Genomic DNA, 17,680 nt, shown 5'->3' on the forward strand with positions numbered 1-17,680 from the left:
TATCTATTAATACCCGGGTCTTGAAAGAAACACATGACGTTGCCGATGATACAATACACGATTCACCTCGATAAACTGGTGATCATACGCCGTAATCATTCCGATATCGACAGGAATATCACGACGATAAATCTGCACAGGCACTTCCTGCTTAAAATGATCATAAAAATGACGGTTTTTCAGCAATTGCTGCCCAAAGGTGTACATGCTGAATCCCCCTCTCTATACTGGTTAGTCGTGAAGTTGATCATTTGCAGATAAGTATCAAAAGTATGATACGTATTCAATAATTTGATTTTAGCAAAAAATGTTAGTGACTGCACGATAATATAGCAACCTTTACATTTTGGATGATTGTATATTTTCAAAGAAAAGAGGATATGTACCAATGAAATGGATTGTAGGTTTGGGCAATCCCGGATCTGAGTATGCCAAAACCCGTCATAATGTTGGTTTTATGGCATTGGATCGCTTAGCAGATCGTCACGGGATTGCTATTAATCAAGCTAAAAGTAAATCACTGATCGGTGAAGGACATATTGATGGGGTCAAAGTCGTTTTAATTAAACCTATGACCTATATGAATTTGTCGGGCGAAGCGATCAGAGGATATATGGATTATTATAAAGTACCGCTGGAAGATCTTATTGTCGTCTATGATGATATGGATACCGAAACAGGCAAGATTCGTCTGCGTTATCAAGGTAGTGCAGGTGGACATAATGGGATTAAGTCGATTATTCAACATACAGGTACACAGACATTTAATCGTATTCGTATGGGAATTTCAAGACCAGCACCTGGATATGCAATTGTCGATTATGTACTTTCTCCTTTTGCCAAAAAAGAAAAAGAATTGCTAGACGAAATGATCGAAAATGCTTGTAATGCGATGGAATATAGCTTAAAGCATACCTTTGAGCAGACGATGGCTAAATTTAACGGTTGATGCTATAATAAGCCTTAATTCATAAGCAATTACAGACATTGACAACTGTCCCAAATTCATAAGTACCGCCTTTGATGCTGATCTGTAACACAGGTTAGATAAGAAGGCGGTTGTTTGTAGGCAAATCGAGATGAATCCGATTTGTCGTTTTACCGTTTTTACCTAAGGATAAGTGAGGTGCCGTTTTGTTAGAAACTCTGATACAAGCATTTGCCAAAGACAAGGATTTTGGTTCTGTTACATCTGGTATTGTGTCCGGGATGAAAGAACAACTCATCTCCGGTTTATCCGGTTCTTCACGCCAGATCATGATGGCTAGTCTGTTCACAGAAGTCCAAAGACCATTATTGGTCGTCACTCATAATATGTTTGCTGCTCATAAGCTTGCTGAAGATTTACAGGAAGCGCTAACACCTGAGCAGGTTTTGTTATATCCAGCTAATGAATTGGTAGCCGCAGAATCAGCAATATCAAGCCCGGAGACATTAGCACAACGCATTGATGTATTGATGAAATGTGCTGCTGGATTCAGAGGCATTGTTGTTGTGCCTTTTTCCGGTATTCGGCGCTTTGTGCCTGCTCCAGAATCATTAGCAGGTGCTGAAATTGAATTACAAGAAGGCGGTACACTGGTTCTAGATACATTTTTAACCCGTATGATTGAACTTGGCTATGAACGCGTAGAACGTGTAGAATCACGCGGTGAAATGAGTGTACGTGGTGGGATTATTGACTTTTATCCTGCAACAGCGAGTTTGGCGTATCGAATTGAATTATTTGATGAAGATATCGATTCGATTCGTACTTTCGATCCTGATGATCAGCGCTCTATTGATAAAGTGAAATCTATCACGATTAACCCGTGCCGCGAAATTATTGCAGACCGTAATCGTATGAATCAAGCGGCAGATCAAGCTTCAGTTCGCCTTGAAATGCAAATCGAAAAAATGACAGATCGTCAGGCAAAAATTCGTCTGCGCGAAGAAATTGGTCGCGAGATTGAATTGATGCGTCAACATATCTATTTCCCGGAAATCTATAAATACATTAGCTTGCTCTATCCAGAGCAGGTGACTTTGTATAATTACATGCCTGAAGATACGATTCTGATTATGGAAGAACCTGCACGATTGCTCGAAACAGCCAAGCAATTAGAGCGGGATGAATCAGAATGGAATATGCATTTATTGCAAAACGGCAAAAACTTGCCTTCACTTGAGCTTGCTGGAGATACAGATGATATTATGTATCGCAGTGGCTTCCAGACGATCTGGACATCGATCTTTTTACGTCAGGTTCCGCATGTGCTTCCAGGTAATATTGTTAACTTTGTCAGTCGTACGATGCAGGATTTCCATGGGCAAATGAACGTGCTCAAGTCTGAGATGGAACGCTGGAAAAAAGCAGGGATTCAAGTATTAATGGTCGCTAATGGTGAAGAACGGATGGAGCGTGTGCGCCGGGTTCTTGACGATTACGATATCGAGACACCTATTATGATTGATGGCAGTCTGCAAACAGGATTTGAATTACCATCGATTAATTTGGCGGTTATTACCGAAGGCGAAATGTTCTCCAAAAAGCAACGTAAAGTACGCAAAGTTAGCAAAAATGTAGATAATGCAGAACGAATTCGTAGTTATACCGAGCTTAAAGTAGGTGACTATGTTGTTCACCAAAATCATGGTATCGGTAAATATATGGGAATCGGTACACTTGAAGTCGCTGGTATTCACAAAGATTACATGCATATTATGTATGCAGGTGGCGATAAGCTGTCTGTACCGATCGAACAGATCGATCTGATCCAGAAGTATGTAGGCTCTGAAGAAAAAGAACCTAAAGTCTACAAGCTTGGTGGTAATGAGTGGACTAGAGTGAAAAGTAAAGTTCGTTCTTCTGTTCAAGATATTGCAGATGATCTCATCAAATTATATGCAGAGCGTCAAGAAGCTTCTGGATATGGATTTGAAAAAGATACGGCTGAACAGCAAGAGTTCGAAGATATTTTCCCTTATGATGAGACTCGTGATCAATTACGTGCGATTGATGAAATCAAAAAAGATATGGAAAAAACGCGTCCGATGGATCGTTTGCTTTGCGGTGATGTAGGATACGGGAAAACAGAAGTGGCTATTCGTGCAGCATTTAAGTCTGCTATTGAAGGCAAGCAAGTGGCTATTCTGGTACCGACTACGATTTTGGCGCAACAGCATTATGAGACATTCCGAGAGCGGTTTGCCGAATATCCTTTTAATATTAGTGTATTGAGTCGATTCCGTACGCGTAAAGAGCAGAATGATACGATTAAAGGCATCAAGCAAGGTACAGTTGATATTGTGATCGGTACCCATCGTCTATTGTCTCAAGATATTATTTTCAAAGACCTCGGTCTATTGATTGTCGATGAAGAACAACGATTCGGTGTATCACATAAAGAAAAGTTAAAACGTCTCAAAACCAATGTAGACGTGCTGACGCTGACAGCGACGCCAATTCCGCGTACGCTTCATATGTCGATGCTAGGTGTGCGTGATCTTTCTGTTATTGAGACGCCACCAGAGAATCGTTTCCCTGTTCAGACTTATGTGGTTGAACATAGTTATACATTGGTTCGTGAAGCTGTAGAGCGCGAATTGATTCGCGGTGGTCAGATTTATTACCTTTACAACAAAGTTCAAGGGATTCACGAAATGGCAGCTCAAATCTCTGAACTGGTTCCAGATGCAAGAGTCGCTGTCGGGCATGGTCAAATGTCTGAACAAGAATTGGAAAAAACAATTCTTGATTTCTTAGATGGCGAATTCGATGTACTCGTAAGTACCAGTATTATTGAGACAGGCGTAGATATTCCAAACGTGAATACGCTTATTGTGCATGACGCTGATAAAATGGGGCTTTCTCAGTTGTATCAGTTGCGTGGACGGGTTGGACGTTCGAACCGAATCGCGTATGCTTATTTTACGTACCAACGGGATAAAGTCTTAACTGAAGTAGCGGAGAAACGTCTGCAATCGATCAAAGAATTCACAGAACTGGGTTCAGGCTTCAAAATTGCGATGCGTGATTTATCGATTCGTGGAGCAGGTAATCTTCTAGGGGCTGAACAATCAGGCTTTATCGCTTCGGTCGGGTTCGACCTGTATTCACAAATGCTAGCTGAAGAAATTCAGAAACGTAAAGTGACAATGCTAGGCGAAGAAGATACCAAAGCGAACGATTGGAATACTGTTATTGATCTGTCTATTGACGCGTATCTACCAGCTGATTATATTTATGACAGTATCCAAAAAATAGAAATTTACAAAAAAGTTGCTGTATTGTCTGCTTTTGATGATATTAGCGAGCTTGAAGATGAACTGTTAGATCGTTTTGGCGAATTGCCTGAAGCGGTATTACAGTTGTTACAAGTGGCAAGACTCAAGCTGTACGGCAAACGCTACGGTATCGAAAATATTTCGCGCCGCGGAGACGATGTGTTGCTGAAGTTCCATACAGGGCAAGAAAAAGCGTTCAATTTGAGCAAACTGTCCCAAGTTGGCAATCGCTTCGAAAGACGTGTACAATTTAATCAGGGTTCCAATATGGTTATTCAAGTCAAAGGTAAAGGACTAACGGATGGCGAGCTGCTTGAACTGCTTTGCCAATTCCTCGAGGCTATCATGGAATCATTCAAACTAAAGGGGGAACTACAGGATGTGGCCAATTAAAAAAGCTGCGCGGAAAACGACGATGTTAGCAGTAGTTGCTATTCTGTGCATCAGTCTGTTAGCAGCTTGTAACAAAGGAACAACCGCGGAAACAAAGAATGATGAAACGAAAGATACAAGTCCGGTGGTTGCCGAGTATAAAGGCGGTACAATCACTGAAAATGAATTTAATCATGAAGTAAGTATGATGAAATTCTTCTCTCCTCAATATGCTCAAATGTTTGATATGGACGAATATAAAGAAATTTTGCTAGAGCAAGAGATAGCTTACAAATCTCTTGATGACAGTGCAAGCGAAGCAGCAAAAACTGCCGGTGCTAAACAAGGTGAAGAACAACTAGCTCAATTCAAAACAAGTGTAGATCCTGAACAACTAGCTACTATGCTCAAAGAAGCTAATTTGACAGAGCAAGATGTTAAAGACTATATGACACGTGTATTGACTGCTTCTGAAGTAATGAAAGAAAAAGTTACAGATGCAGATGTAGAGAAATACTACAATGACAACAAAAAAGATTACACAACAGCTTCTGTACGTCACGTATTGATCGGACTACAAACTGCTGATGGTAAAACTCGTACAGATGCTCAAGCATTGAAAATAGCTAAAGAAGTGAAAGCTAAATTAGATGGCGGAGCAGACTTTGCAACAATCGCTAAAAAATATTCTGATGATGCAGGTTCTAAAGACAAAGGTGGTCTTTACGAAAATGAGAAAGTCGGAAATTGGGTTGAAGGCTTCAAAAATGCAGTATTGGAACAAAAAATCGGTGTGATCGGTGATCCAGTGAAAACAGATTACGGTTACCATGTTATTAAAGTAGAAGCTCGTACAGAAAAAGCATTTGCTGATCTAACGGCTGAAGAAAAAGAAACAATCAAATCTCAAATTGCTTCTCAAAAATTCAGCGAATATATGTCTAAAGAAGTACCAGGTATGATTACGAAGAAAAATTTACCTAAATCTGAAACAGCTCCAGCTGCTACAGCGCCGACAGAAGGTACAACGGCTCCAACAGCGCCAGCTACAGAGGGAACAACAGCTCCAACAACAACTGCACCTGCAACAGAAGGTACTTCTACAGAAGCACCAGCAGAGAGCAGTAAATAATATTTGATGACTGATTGGCTTCTATAGCAAAAAGTAGATTGAATGGGTAAAACAAATAGCGCGGAGTCTCCGCGCTATTTTTGTGTAATTTATTCCGAAAAAAGAATGCCACTACTGGCTAGAAAGGAGCACCGTGCATATGAAAGAATCCTCTCCATCTTCACGTATGCTTAAAGGAGCATTTATATTAGCATTGGCAGCTGTGTTATCTAAATTAATCGGTACGATCCAAAAAATACCGTTGCAGAATATCGGAGGAGATGGAGTATTCGGTATTTATAATGCGGTGTATCCTTTTTATACGCTAGTTCTTCTTGTCGCTACCGCTGGATTTCCAGCAGCTGTTTCCAAATTTGTAGCTGAACGGATCGCAGCAGGTAATGAAGAAGGAGCAAGGCGTGTTTTAACAATCTCATCTGTGATGTTGATTGTTCTAGGCGTGGTAGGCGGCATTCTGATGTACATAGGAGCACCTTTACTGGCAGACTGGATCGATAATCGTCATACGGAAGCCGCTATACGTAGTTCAGCGCTAGCTTTGCCGTTAGTGCCGATTATGGCGGGGCTACGGGGATATTTTCAGGGAATGCATAATATGATCCCTACAGCAGTCTCTCAGGTCGCTGAGCAGACCATTCGTGTAGCTGCAATGGTTATTTTACTGCTGATGTTAGACCGCAATGGAGCCGCAGATGATTGGATTGCGGCGGGTGCTACATTTGGTTCTGCTGCAGGTGGAGCTGCTGGTTTATTGGTGATGTTGATCTACTGGTGGATTTATCGTCAAAAATCAGCGGTGAGGTTATCGCCATCTTCGATACCAAATAGTGTTCACGAGCCTGTATTTCCGTTGCTCAAAGCATTATCGCTCTATGCACTACCGATCTGCTTGGGATCATTATCGGCGCCTTTAATTAGTCTAGTAGATACATTTACGGTTCCACGTCTATTAAAAGGAATTGGCTGGAGTGAAGCTGAGGCTATGGTACAATTCGGGATATACAATCGAGGAATGCCGTTAGTACAGTTGATGTCGATGCTAGCTACATCCTTATCTGTATTGTTTATTCCTGCACTGGCAGATGCTAGAGTACGTGACCGAATGGATCTGGTGCAATCACAGAGTCGTCAGGCATTAAGTTGGTTTTGGTTGCTTGGGCTTGCCGCGTCAGCTGGTGTAGCGGTACTAGCCGTTCCACTAGATATTATGTTGTATCAAGACGATGCAGGTAGTGAAGCGATGCGCTGGTTAGCTTTTACAGGCGTAGGAGCTACTGTGTCGATCGTAACAGCAGCGTTATTACAAGGAATGGGTTCTGTCAAAGCTCCAGCAGTACATTTGTTACTTGCGACTGTCGTCAAAGCAGTGCTTAATATTGTACTGGTTCCTTATTTCGGTATTACAGGTGCTGCATTTGCCGGCATTATTGGTTATGCGGTAGCTGCTGTTTTAAATACATGGTTATTGATACGATTAACCCGTCTACAAGTGACATGGAAGCAAGATTTGTTCAAGCCTTTATTTTTGGTTATGGTAATGTCTTGCGCTGTTATTGCATGGATGTTCGGGGCTGAATATGTATTCGATCGCTGGGGACTGGATGGACGTATTCAAGCGTCTCTGATCACATTAGGCGGAGTAGTTATCGGTGCAATTGTATTTGCAGGTGGTATATTCCAATTGAAAATTATGACTACCGCAGAGATTATTGCTTTGCCGAAAATAGGTAAGAAATTAGCTAAATTACTGCAAAAATTCAAATTAATTTCATAACAACATACAGTTGATATACCAATGGTTAGGAGGACAAATATGAGTGCACAAATTACAATAGTAGGACTCGGTTCAGGAGATGTAGATCAATTAACAGTCGGTATTTTTCGTAAATTGGAACAAGCTGAAAAGCTATTTGTTCGTACCAAAGATCATCCAGCATTAGAAGCTTTAGAGGCTGATTTTGTAACATTTGATGAGGTATATGAATCGAAAAATTCATTTCCAGAAGTGTATGCCGAGATTGCCAATCGGTTGTTACAAGCGGCAGTGGAAGGGCTAGATACAGAAGAAATTATCTATGCTGTACCCGGTCATCCGATGGTCGCTGAGAAAACGGTTCAGATTTTGCGTGAACAAGGACAAGCGCTGAATATCACTGTAAATGTACTAGGCGGGGAAAGCTTTTTGGATGAAGCATTTACCCGTCTAGGATTTGATCCTATCGAAGGGTTTCAGTTGCTCGATGCGGCTCAGCTTAATGCTCAATTGCTTCAACCTCAGCTTCATACGGTAATTGGGCAAGTCTATGATACGTTTACAGCTTCCGATGTGAAATTAAGTTTGATGGAGCTGTATCCAGATGATTTTGAAGTGATCGTGTGTCATTATCTAGGAGTGCAAGGCAAAGAAATCATCGAACGCACACCTGTATATGAATTAGATCGTACCGAAAATTATGGCAATTTATCGCTGATCTATGTACCTCGTACAGAAGATGAACAGATTCGTAATCGTACATTTGCTCGTCTGCATGAGATTGTAGGAATTTTGCGTAGTCCGGGTGGGTGTCCGTGGGATCAAGAGCAGACACACCAATCGCTTCGTCAGAATTTTATCGAAGAAACGTATGAAGTGTTAGAAACGATAGACGATGATGATCCAGAACATATGCAAGAAGAATTGGGCGATGTATTGTTGCAAATTATGCTGCATGCTCAAATCGAAGAAGAAACAGGAGCTTTTACAGTCTATGATGTGATTGAAAGTCTGAATCAAAAGCTGATCTTCCGTCATCCGCATGTATTTGGTGACCGCGAAGCCAATGACGCACAGACTGCTCTCCAAAATTGGGATGCTATGAAAGTCGAAGAGAAAAAACTCAAAGGTACGTTAGATGCTACAGCTTCTCTGTTAGACGGTGTTCCACGGGATCTGCCTGCACTACTGACAGCTTACAAAATCCAGAAAAAAGCAGCAAAAGTAGGCTTTGATTGGGAAAATATCGAAGGAGCTTTTGCCAAAATGGATGAAGAATTGCTAGAGCTGAAAGAAGCTGTACGTGAAGGTCATGAGGCACTGGATCAGCAATTGGAGTTAGGCGATGTGCTTTTCTGTGCAGTCAATATTGCTCGCTTTATCAATGCCGATCCTGAGCAATCGCTAGCACTGGTTAATCGCAAATTCAAACACAGATTTCAATATATCGAACAGTCATTACACACGCAGGGTAAAGATATTCTGTCTATGTCTTTGGTAGAACTCGATCAGCTATGGGATGAAGCCAAATTACAAAATAAACAGTAATTCAATTATTTCGAAAAAAATAAGCAGAGCATACGTTCTTATGTTATGATCTTTCTAGCAGCGTTGAAGCACACGCTTACGGTATGCTATGATGCTTATGGCACCAATTACTCCAGTAAACATAGAGGAATTTGGGATGTCATGAAGAATGTAATATACTGTAGGCAAGCAACTTTGCGTAAACATATTGTGCATCAATAGACAATCTGAATAACGCAGCTATATTTCTTTGAATATTTGGGAGGCTTTGAATAATGAATAAAACAGACTTGATTAACAACATTTCCACAAGCAGCGGATTGACAAAAAGAGACGTTGAAACAGTATTGAACGGTTTCCTTGGTGAAATCACAGATGCATTAACAAAAGGCGATAAAGTTCAATTGATCGGTTTTGGTACGTTTGAAACTCGCAAACGTGCAGCTCGTACCGGACGCAACCCGCAAACAGGTGAAGAAATCAACATTTCCGAATCTACTGTTCCTGCGTTCAAAGCAGGTAACAAGCTTAAAGAAGCGGTAAACTAATGCGTCTGGACAAATTCCTGAAAGTATCGAGACTGATCAAGCGCCGTACTGTGGCAAAAGATGTGTCCGAGCAGGGACGAGTCCTGTTGAATGGACGTGAAGCCAAGCCTAGTGCTACGCTCAAAGTCGGTGACGAGATTACCGTTCAGTTTGGACAAAAGCTAGTCACTGTACAAGTAGAACGTTTGGCGGATAGTACGCGCAAAGAAGAAGCAGCAACGATGTATACATTGCTCAAAGAAGAGCCTATCGTAAGACAGGATGATATTTTTTCTAGAGAATAATGTTGGTGAATATCCAATCATACACGGGTTGCTTGTTATTGAAAAAGGTTGTCTTCACGTCTGCGGACTTGGAGACAGCCTTTTTTGTTTTTTCTTTTAATTTGTCGACAAAGTGTTACAAATCGTTATTTTGTGGTAATGTTAATTAAAATGTAATGTTAGCGATGTAATGACGACAGACCATCAAGGAGGCAACCCAATGAACTCAAAACCTACGCCGATTCGAAGCGGTAACTACAAAACAAATAATCAGTCATCTCAGGGAAACAATGGGGCGCGCAGACGGCTACGGATTTGGATGCTTTTCATGGTGTTATTCCTAGGCTGGGCGATGTATACGTTCATTATGCAATCTATACATTTAGCGGAGAAAAAAGAAGAACTCACTCAGCATCAAGTTCAGAAGCAACAAGCAGATGCAGCATTTGCTCAATCGCAAAGTGAAGTGAAGCGATTGGAAGACCCGGAATATATCGGACAAGTCGCTCGTAAGCAATATGGTATGTATTTACCAGGCGAAACACCGATTTGGGCAACAGAGGCAACAGATAGTAAATGAATAATGAAGTGAAATAAGTCGTAAAACTGAGTATTAGTGAGTTGACCTTATTTTCGGCTTCCGTTATAATTTAATCAACGCAGATTGTAATCCGTAAGGGATTTTACTGTATATTTTAAGGGAGGATTATTTTACTCTATGGCAATTGAAGTGGGCACCAAGTTAGAAGGCAAAGTGACAGGAATAACACACTTTGGAGCATTTGTAGATTTGTCGGGAGGTGTCACTGGTCTTGTTCACATCTCGGAAATTGCCGACAACTATGTAAAAGACGTTAATGACCATCTTAAAATGGGCGACGTCGTTACTGTTAAAGTCATCAATGTAGACAAAGACGGTAAAATCGGACTTTCGATCAAACAAGCAGTTGACAAACCAGCAGAACCAGCACCATCTTCTAGACCACCTCGTCCAGAGCGTAGCTTTGAGCAACGCAACAGCGGTGGCGGCGGTAGAGATGGCGGAGAGCGTTCTGGAGGCGGCGGCGGATTTAATCGCGGCGGTGGCGGTGATCGTGGAGGTCGTTCTTTCAACAAGCCAGCAGTTGGCAAGCCTTCGTTTGATGATAAATTGACACGCTTCATGAAAGATAGTGAGGAACGCATTTCTTCACTCAAAAAAAATACGGAATCCAAGCGTGGAGGCCGTGGTGCCAAGCGTAGTTAATCCTTACCTTGCATATAGAACATATCAATAATGACCGTAGGTGCCCTGGCATCTGCGGTTTTTTTGCTATAGGTATGGTACACTAAATCTAGACTGCCCTCAGAGGAGAAGGAGAAGCCCGGTGTCAATATCAACTAATTCGGAATTGCCGCCAGGTACTATGATTAGCGGAAGAACTAGAGGACAACAGTATATGGTGCAACGCGTACTGGGCAACGGAACCAATGGAACCGTTTATTTAGTGTCTGCTATAGTGAACGGCAATCTGTACGCTTTGAAAATGGGCACTTACAATCGTACGTTACAATCCGAGATCAAACTTCTTTTTTCTTTACATAAGCATTGGAAAGAAACAGGAAAAAATCAGGTGAATCGTTATCTGTATGATGCGGATGATTATGAAGAAGACGGATTAATTATTCCTTTTTATGTGATGAAATATGTAAAAGGTCAGACATTAACTAACTTCCTTCGCGCAAAAGGCAGTGAAAATCTCGGTAAAGCAGGCTTAGGTGTGCTTGATATTTTACGTGAATTGCATGAAGCCAATTGGGTATTTGGTGACTTAAAAGCTGAGCACGTGATTATTACAGACGAAGGACAGGTAGAACTTATCGATTATGGTGGGGCGATACAAGCAGGGCGAAGTTTGCATCAATTTACAGAATGGTATGATCGCAAATTCTGGAAAGCAGGCAATCGCACAGGTGATTACGCGTATGATCTATTTGCTTTTGCTGTGATGTGTATCAAGTTATTTAATGAGGCTGGATTACAGCAAATCATAGCTACTCAATTGCCACAAATACGAAGTGTTGCTGATCTTGTGTCACTGATTGATCGGACACCTGGATTGACATTATATGCAGATTGGTTAAAACGCGCTTTGCGTGGAGAATTTAAAAGTACCGGCGAAGCTTATCATATGTGGAAAGCAGTCGGTGGCTCACGCTTTTTGGGTAGTAAATCCCCGGATGGTGATCCGGTGACCCGACGTTTAAAAAATGCGTTTATCTGGTCTATTATCATTTTGAGTATTGCGTTATTTATTGCTTTATTTTTTAAAAAGTAAAAAACGATCAAGAAACGGAGAGAGTGACGATGAGTGGACAGACATGGCAATCGTTGCTAGAGCATGTCAGAACACTTGTACATGAACAGAAGCTCTGGTCTAGAGGCGATACGATAGTTGTCGCTGTTTCAGGCGGCCCTGATTCTGTGGCGCTACTTCATGTTTTGCATGCTTTATCCGATGAATATCAGTGGACGCTCATCTGTGCTCACCTGAATCATGGATTTCGACCCGAAGAATCTGCTCAAGAAGCGCAGGTAGTTCGGCAGATTGCTTCTGATCTAGGGATTGCTTTTGAGTTGGAGGAAGTCAGTACTCCTGCGTATATAGAGCAGACTGGTCAAGGGCCACAAGAAGCAGCCCGTACATTACGGTATGATTTTTTGCATCGAATCGCTACCAAATGGTCAGCACATTCTATCGCACTGGCTCATCATTTGGATGATCAAGCGGAGACGGTATTGATGCGAATATTGCGCGGAGCAGGGGCAGAAGGATTAAGCGGAATAAAAATGCGAAGAACTGAAAAAAATGTGGAACTTATACGTCCGTTCTTACGTATATACAAGACGACCTTGATTCATGCCTGTGAAGAATGCCATTTTGGGTATATTACAGATAGCAGTAATCTTCACCGCAAGTATACGCGTAACCGTATTCGATTGGATGTTTTACCATTTTTAGAGCAATTTAATGAGCAGCTTGTACCTTCTCTGGGAAGGCTTGCTGAAATTGTCGGAACTGAAAATGATTATATTCAAGAGGAAACAGGGACGTTATACGCGGAATTGGTTAAAGAAGAAGAAGGATCGTTTTCATTTGAAGTTGCTTCTTTCGTCGAAGTGCATGTCGCTTTACAACGGAGGTTGATTAAACTAATATTGAGTTATCTGTCACCATCTTACGAACAATTTGATTTTTCCAAAATTGAGATGGTTCGGGGGCAGATTATGCAAAGTGACCTTACGACTTGGAGTCTGGATATTGGAGATAAAGTTATTTGTCGCCGCGAGTATCAGCATATCCAGTTGACACGAGGTACACCAAAGCTTTATGAACCATATTGTATTCCGATTTTGCGTACTAATGAAGTGATATCTATCCCTTTTGCCAAAGAGCAATTAGATATCCGATTATTACCATGGAGTAGGAATGATTCAGATCAGATGGAACTTTCTTTGGAAGAAGCATGGTTTGATGCGGATTTACTGACTTTTCCGCTTTGTTTGCGTTCTCGCCGTCCAGGCGATGTATTCAAACTGAACGAAAAAGGCGGTACCAAGAAAGTTAAAAATCTTTTTATCGATGAGAAAATACCATTATCTCAGCGTAATACTTTGCCTTTAGTGGCTGATGTGCACGGTCAAGTGCTATGGATTCCAGGAATTCGACGTTCGGGATCAGCCTTGATACACCCGGGTACTTCTTGTGTAGTACATATGAGGCGAATAAAAACTGAAGAAAATGTTTGATTATCGTCGATTCGGCTTGATAAGTATAATGTAGGAGGTTCAACCAAGTTGCGCAATGACATTGAAGAAGTACTCATCAGTGAAGAAGAGATTCAACAGAAGATTTTAGAACTTGGCAATAAGCTAAGTGAAGATTACAAGGGTCGCAACCCGCTTGTGATTTGTGTATTAAAAGGTGCTTTTGTATTTATGGCGGATCTGGTTAAGCGGATCGATGTACCGCTTGAGATTGATTTTATGGCGGTATCCAGTTATGGAGCATCTACCAAATCATCCGGCGTTGTCAAAATCATTAAAGATCTAGACGTTTCTGTAGAAGGTCGAGACGTACTGATTGTAGAAGACATTATTGACAGTGGACTCACGCTTAGTTACCTTATGGAGGTATTGCGCGGTCGTAGTGCTAGTAGCGTACGTGTAGTTACTCTTTTCGATAAGCCAGCAGGCAGAACGGTCGACTTAGAAGCAGATTATACCGGGTTTGTTATTCCGGATGCTTTTATCGTTGGATACGGTCTAGACTATGCTGAGAAATACCGGAATCTACCCTACATTGGGATTTTAAAGCCGGCAATTTATTCAAACTAATTACCTATGCTCTGATAACAGGCATATCCAAGTGTCGATATATTGTCCGACACCGTAATATCTGTTATTTGACTTCGCGCTCTATTGAGAACGTAAGTCTTGCTATGGTAAAATAATTTAAGTGTCTCGAGAGGAGGTAGGGGATGAATCGGTTCATCCGGAATTCGGGTTTCTATTTAATTCTTTTTTTAGTCGTGGTGGGCATTGTTCGTTACGTTAGTGACGGAAGTGAAGCTACCGATAATCCAAGATATGATCAGCTTAAAGCAGCACTTGCTGCTGGTAATGTCTCCTCTGTTACGGTTCAGTTTGATAACTATGCCTATTTGGTTACAGGTGAATACAAAAATAAACCAGCAGATGCTAAATCTAATGCGTTTTCTTCTTACATCCCTGCCACTGATGCGGCGATCAACGAGATCGAAACAGCTAGTGACAATGGGGGTACACAAGTAACCATCAAGCCGATGGAAGGCGACAGTATTTGGTTGTCATTTATCACTTCGATGATACCGCTTGTGATCATGTTTATTCTATTCTTCTTCCTTTTCAATCAAGCTCAGGGTGGCGGCGGCAAAGTGATGAACTTTGGTAAGAGTCGTGCTCGCTTGTATAACGAAGAGAAGAAAAAAATTACATTTGAGGATGTAGCAGGGGCTGACGAAGAGAAACAAGAACTCGTCGAAGTTGTTGATTTCCTTAAAGATCCACGTAAGTTTAACGCAGTTGGAGCTCGTATTCCTAAAGGGGTACTTCTTGTAGGTCCTCCGGGTACAGGTAAAACATTGCTTGCTCGTGCAGTAGCAGGAGAAGCAGGCGTTCCGTTCTTCAGCATTTCCGGTTCTGATTTCGTGGAAATGTTTGTCGGTGTCGGTGCGTCGCGTGTACGTGATTTGTTTGAAAATGCGAAGAAAAATGCACCATGTATTATTTTCATCGATGAGATTGATGCAGTCGGTCGTCAACGGGGCGCAGGTCTTGGTGGCGGTCATGACGAACGTGAACAAACGTTGAACCAACTCCTTGTTGAAATGGATGGTTTTGGAGCGAACGAAGGTATTATTATCGTAGCTGCAACCAACCGTCCGGATATTTTGGACCCTGCATTGTTACGTCCAGGTCGTTTTGACCGTCAAATTACGGTTGATCGTCCAGACGTGAAAGGTCGCGAAGCAGTACTGAAAGTTCACTCACGTAACAAACCACTTACGTCTAACGTAAGATTGGATACAATTGCGAAACGTACAACAGGTTTTACAGGTGCAGATCTGGAGAACTTGATGAACGAAGCAGCATTGCTTGCTGCGCGTCGTAATCGTCGTGATATTTCGATGACTGAGGTTGATGAAGCAATTGACCGTATCATCGTAGGTACAGAAAAACGTAGTCGTGTTATTAGTGATCGTGAAAAACGCATCGTTGCTTATCATGAAGCGGGCCATACGATTGTCGGTTATTTCTTGGAGCATGCGGATATGGTACACAAAGTAACCATCGTACCGCGTGGACGTGCTGGCGGGTATGTTATTATGCTTCCTAAAGAAGACCGTATGCTTGTAACGAAACAGGAATTGTTGGATAAAGTTACTGGATTGCTTGGTGGACGTGTTGCTGAAGAATTATTTATCGGCGAGATTGGTACTGGAGCATATAGTGATTTCCAACAAGCAACAAGTATCGTACGTAGCATGATCGTTGAATACGGTATGAGTGAGAAGCTTGGACCGATGCAATTCGGTACTGCTCAAGGTCAAGTATTCTTGGGTCGTGATATCGGACACGAGCAAAACTATAGTGATAAAATTGCTTATGAGATCGATCAAGAAATGCACCGTTTTATTACGGAATCTTACGAACGTTGTCGCGAATTATTGCAAAAACATTCAAGAGAAATGCATTTGATCGCTCAAACATTGCTTGAAGTAGAAACATTGGATCTAGAACAAATCAAAGAATTGATTGAAACTGGATCTTTAAGTGATACAAATGGCGATGGTAACACAAGCGGTTCAGGGGAAACACCAGAAGGTGGCGAACCTACTGTAGATACAATCGGTGGTTCTTTAAGTTTGGAAAAAGACAACACTCCATCTACACCTGGATTAGGTAAAGACGGCGATATTCCAAACAGCCCTACCAATGGTCCTGGCGAAGATCGTGGACCAAATGGAACAGGTGGAAGCACACCTACTTCTTAATCAATATGACAGATGCAACAAATATCAAAGCCCGAAGATCATTATGATCTTCGGGCTTTTTTGTATGTTATGAAATCCCTGCTCTAATTCACTGATTGACAAGTGACTATAGGATTGTGTACATTATTGGTTGAACATTGATCACAAATTAGACACAACTTATACTGTAGTACGGGATATTTTTCACAAACTCTCTAAGCAGCAATTTTCTACTGACCTAGAACCTACTTGTCTGTCTAACATTGTGAAATGAATCTCAAACAATGAAAAGGAGCGATTACGATGGAAGCGTTAGCACTAGAAAAGAAAGCAGAACGGGATGCAGAGCTCAGGGAACGTCTTTTACAATTAAAAAAAGAACGCAATGCAATTATTTTGGCTCATTATTATCAACGAGATGAGATTCAAGAAGTAGCTGATTTCCGTGGTGATTCTTTTTTGCTAGCGCAAAAAGCGGCTCAGACTGAAGCCGATACGATTGTATTTTGTGGAGTTCATTTTATGGGTGAAAGTGCTAAGATTCTAGCACCTAACAAAACAGTGATTATTCCTGATGAACGTGCAGGTTGTCCGATGGCGGATATGGTCAATGTCGATGGATTGCGTCGCTTAAAGGAAAAGCATCCAAATGCCAAAGTAGTAACGTATATCAATTCGTCTGCTGAAATTAAAGCCGAAACCGATATCTGCTGTACTTCTGCTAATGCTGTTAAAGTAATTCAATCTGTAGATTCCGATGAAATTATCTGGGTACCTGATAAAAACTTAGGGCATTACGTACAACAGCATACAGACAAAAAAATGATTATCTGGGAAGGCTATTGTAATACTCATGATATGTTAACCGTCAAAGACGTGATGGAGATGAAAGCCAAATACCCTCAGTCTGAATTTGTAGTTCATCCTGAATGTCGCCCAGATGTGGTAGCTTTAGGAGACTTTGTGGGCAGTACAACAGCGATTATTAAATATTGCAAAGAATCGCCTTGTCAGGAGTTTATTGTAGGTACAGAAGACGGTACAGGTTATCAGCTTCGTAAAGATAGTCCAGATAAAACATTTCGTTTTGCTAGTAAATATTTAGTATGCCCGAATATGAAAGTGAATAATTTAAAAAAATTAGTGAATTGTCTTGAACATATGAAACCACAAATTTATGTACCGCCTGTTGTTGCTGATCAAGCTCGTGTTTCGTTAGAACGGATGCTACAAGTATCTTCATCTTGAACGATTGAGAGGAAAC

15 protein-coding genes are annotated in these 17,680 nt (G+C 41.4%); 14 read left to right on the forward strand and 1 reads right to left on the reverse strand.

The window, feature by feature from the left end; translation table 11 throughout:
- Positions 1–6: 6 nt before the first annotated feature.
- Positions 7–207: a hypothetical protein gene (locus PQ456_RS00165; protein ID WP_069326071.1), complete on the reverse strand. Its 201-nt coding sequence runs from the start codon at positions 205–207 to the stop codon at positions 7–9.
- A gap of 181 nt (positions 208–388) precedes the next feature.
- Between PQ456_RS00165 and pth the strand changes: the two genes are divergently transcribed.
- The 14 genes from pth to nadA all read left to right on the forward strand — a co-directional run bounded on the left by pth (position 389) and on the right by nadA (position 17,664).
- Positions 389–949 (forward strand): aminoacyl-tRNA hydrolase, encoded by a 561-nt coding sequence (gene pth / locus PQ456_RS00170; RefSeq protein WP_273614317.1) that lies wholly within the window; start codon positions 389–391, stop codon positions 947–949.
- A 185-nt stretch (positions 950–1,134) separates the two neighbouring features.
- Positions 1,135–4,659: a transcription-repair coupling factor gene (gene mfd / locus PQ456_RS00175; RefSeq protein ID WP_273614318.1), complete on the forward strand. Its 3,525-nt coding sequence runs from the start codon at positions 1,135–1,137 to the stop codon at positions 4,657–4,659.
- Positions 4,646–5,770 (forward strand): peptidylprolyl isomerase, encoded by a 1,125-nt coding sequence (locus tag PQ456_RS00180; protein ID WP_273614319.1) that lies wholly within the window; start codon positions 4,646–4,648, stop codon positions 5,768–5,770. Before mfd ends, PQ456_RS00180 begins: the two co-directional genes overlap by 14 nt.
- A gap of 139 nt (positions 5,771–5,909) precedes the next feature.
- The gene (locus tag PQ456_RS00185; RefSeq protein WP_273614320.1) at positions 5,910–7,544 is read left to right on the forward strand and encodes a putative polysaccharide biosynthesis protein; all 1,635 of its coding nucleotides are present in this window, start codon (positions 5,910–5,912) and stop codon (positions 7,542–7,544) included.
- A 39-nt stretch (positions 7,545–7,583) separates the two neighbouring features.
- Positions 7,584–9,071 (forward strand): bifunctional methyltransferase/pyrophosphohydrolase YabN, encoded by a 1,488-nt coding sequence (gene yabN, locus PQ456_RS00190; RefSeq protein WP_273614321.1) that lies wholly within the window; start codon positions 7,584–7,586, stop codon positions 9,069–9,071.
- A gap of 254 nt (positions 9,072–9,325) precedes the next feature.
- Positions 9,326–9,598, forward strand: coding sequence for an HU family DNA-binding protein (locus tag PQ456_RS00195; protein WP_273614322.1), 273 nt, complete (start codon positions 9,326–9,328; stop codon positions 9,596–9,598).
- Positions 9,598–9,882, forward strand: coding sequence for an RNA-binding S4 domain-containing protein (locus tag PQ456_RS00200; protein WP_273614323.1), 285 nt, complete (start codon positions 9,598–9,600; stop codon positions 9,880–9,882). The genes PQ456_RS00195 and PQ456_RS00200 overlap by 1 nt, the downstream gene beginning before the upstream one ends.
- Before the next feature lie 199 nt (positions 9,883–10,081).
- Positions 10,082–10,441 carry an FtsB family cell division protein gene (locus PQ456_RS00205; RefSeq protein WP_273614324.1) on the forward strand — a complete coding sequence of 120 codons (360 nt, stop codon included), beginning with the start codon at positions 10,082–10,084 and terminating at the stop codon, positions 10,439–10,441.
- Between the two features lie 138 nt (positions 10,442–10,579).
- Positions 10,580–11,107 carry a S1 domain-containing RNA-binding protein gene (locus tag PQ456_RS00210; RefSeq protein WP_204827308.1) on the forward strand — a complete coding sequence of 176 codons (528 nt, stop codon included), beginning with the start codon at positions 10,580–10,582 and terminating at the stop codon, positions 11,105–11,107.
- 121 nt (positions 11,108–11,228) lie between these two features.
- The gene (locus PQ456_RS00215; RefSeq protein ID WP_273614325.1) at positions 11,229–12,179 is read left to right on the forward strand and encodes a protein kinase domain-containing protein; all 951 of its coding nucleotides are present in this window, start codon (positions 11,229–11,231) and stop codon (positions 12,177–12,179) included.
- A 29-nt stretch (positions 12,180–12,208) separates the two neighbouring features.
- The gene (gene tilS / locus PQ456_RS00220) at positions 12,209–13,651 is read left to right on the forward strand and encodes a tRNA lysidine(34) synthetase TilS (RefSeq protein WP_273614326.1); all 1,443 of its coding nucleotides are present in this window, start codon (positions 12,209–12,211) and stop codon (positions 13,649–13,651) included.
- A 48-nt stretch (positions 13,652–13,699) separates the two neighbouring features.
- A complete protein-coding gene (hpt, locus tag PQ456_RS00225; RefSeq protein WP_273614327.1) occupies positions 13,700–14,239 on the forward strand; it encodes a hypoxanthine phosphoribosyltransferase in 540 nt (179 codons plus the stop codon).
- A 143-nt stretch (positions 14,240–14,382) separates the two neighbouring features.
- Positions 14,383–16,437: an ATP-dependent zinc metalloprotease FtsH gene (gene ftsH, locus PQ456_RS00230; protein WP_273614328.1), complete on the forward strand. Its 2,055-nt coding sequence runs from the start codon at positions 14,383–14,385 to the stop codon at positions 16,435–16,437.
- Positions 16,438–16,719: 282 nt separating this feature from the next.
- Positions 16,720–17,664: a quinolinate synthase NadA gene (gene nadA, locus PQ456_RS00235; RefSeq protein WP_273614329.1), complete on the forward strand. Its 945-nt coding sequence runs from the start codon at positions 16,720–16,722 to the stop codon at positions 17,662–17,664.
- The last annotated feature ends 16 nt before the right edge of the window (positions 17,665–17,680 follow it).

Origin of the sequence: Paenibacillus kyungheensis, from assembly GCF_028606985.1 — a bacterium.
GTDB lineage: Bacteria > Bacillota > Bacilli > Paenibacillales > Paenibacillaceae > Saccharibacillus > Saccharibacillus kyungheensis.

Excerpts from the sequence above, each read along its gene's own strand:
- PQ456_RS00165 (WP_069326071.1), bottom strand. The coding sequence starts at position 207 with ATGTACACCTTTGGGCAGCAATTGCTGAAAAACCGTCATTTTTATGAT.
- pth (WP_273614317.1), top strand. The coding sequence starts at position 389 with ATGAAATGGATTGTAGGTTTGGGCAATCCCGGATCTGAGTATGCCAAA.
- PQ456_RS00180 (WP_273614319.1), top strand. The coding sequence starts at position 4,646 with ATGTGGCCAATTAAAAAAGCTGCGCGGAAAACGACGATGTTAGCAGTA.
- PQ456_RS00185 (WP_273614320.1), top strand. The coding sequence starts at position 5,910 with ATGAAAGAATCCTCTCCATCTTCACGTATGCTTAAAGGAGCATTTATA.
- yabN (WP_273614321.1), top strand. The coding sequence starts at position 7,584 with ATGAGTGCACAAATTACAATAGTAGGACTCGGTTCAGGAGATGTAGAT.
- PQ456_RS00195 (WP_273614322.1), top strand. The coding sequence starts at position 9,326 with ATGAATAAAACAGACTTGATTAACAACATTTCCACAAGCAGCGGATTG.
- PQ456_RS00200 (WP_273614323.1), top strand. The coding sequence starts at position 9,598 with ATGCGTCTGGACAAATTCCTGAAAGTATCGAGACTGATCAAGCGCCGT.
- PQ456_RS00205 (WP_273614324.1), top strand. The coding sequence starts at position 10,082 with ATGAACTCAAAACCTACGCCGATTCGAAGCGGTAACTACAAAACAAAT.
- PQ456_RS00210 (WP_204827308.1), top strand. The coding sequence starts at position 10,580 with ATGGCAATTGAAGTGGGCACCAAGTTAGAAGGCAAAGTGACAGGAATA.
- tilS (WP_273614326.1), top strand. The coding sequence starts at position 12,209 with ATGAGTGGACAGACATGGCAATCGTTGCTAGAGCATGTCAGAACACTT.
- ftsH (WP_273614328.1), top strand. The coding sequence starts at position 14,383 with ATGAATCGGTTCATCCGGAATTCGGGTTTCTATTTAATTCTTTTTTTA.
- nadA (WP_273614329.1), top strand. The coding sequence starts at position 16,720 with ATGGAAGCGTTAGCACTAGAAAAGAAAGCAGAACGGGATGCAGAGCTC.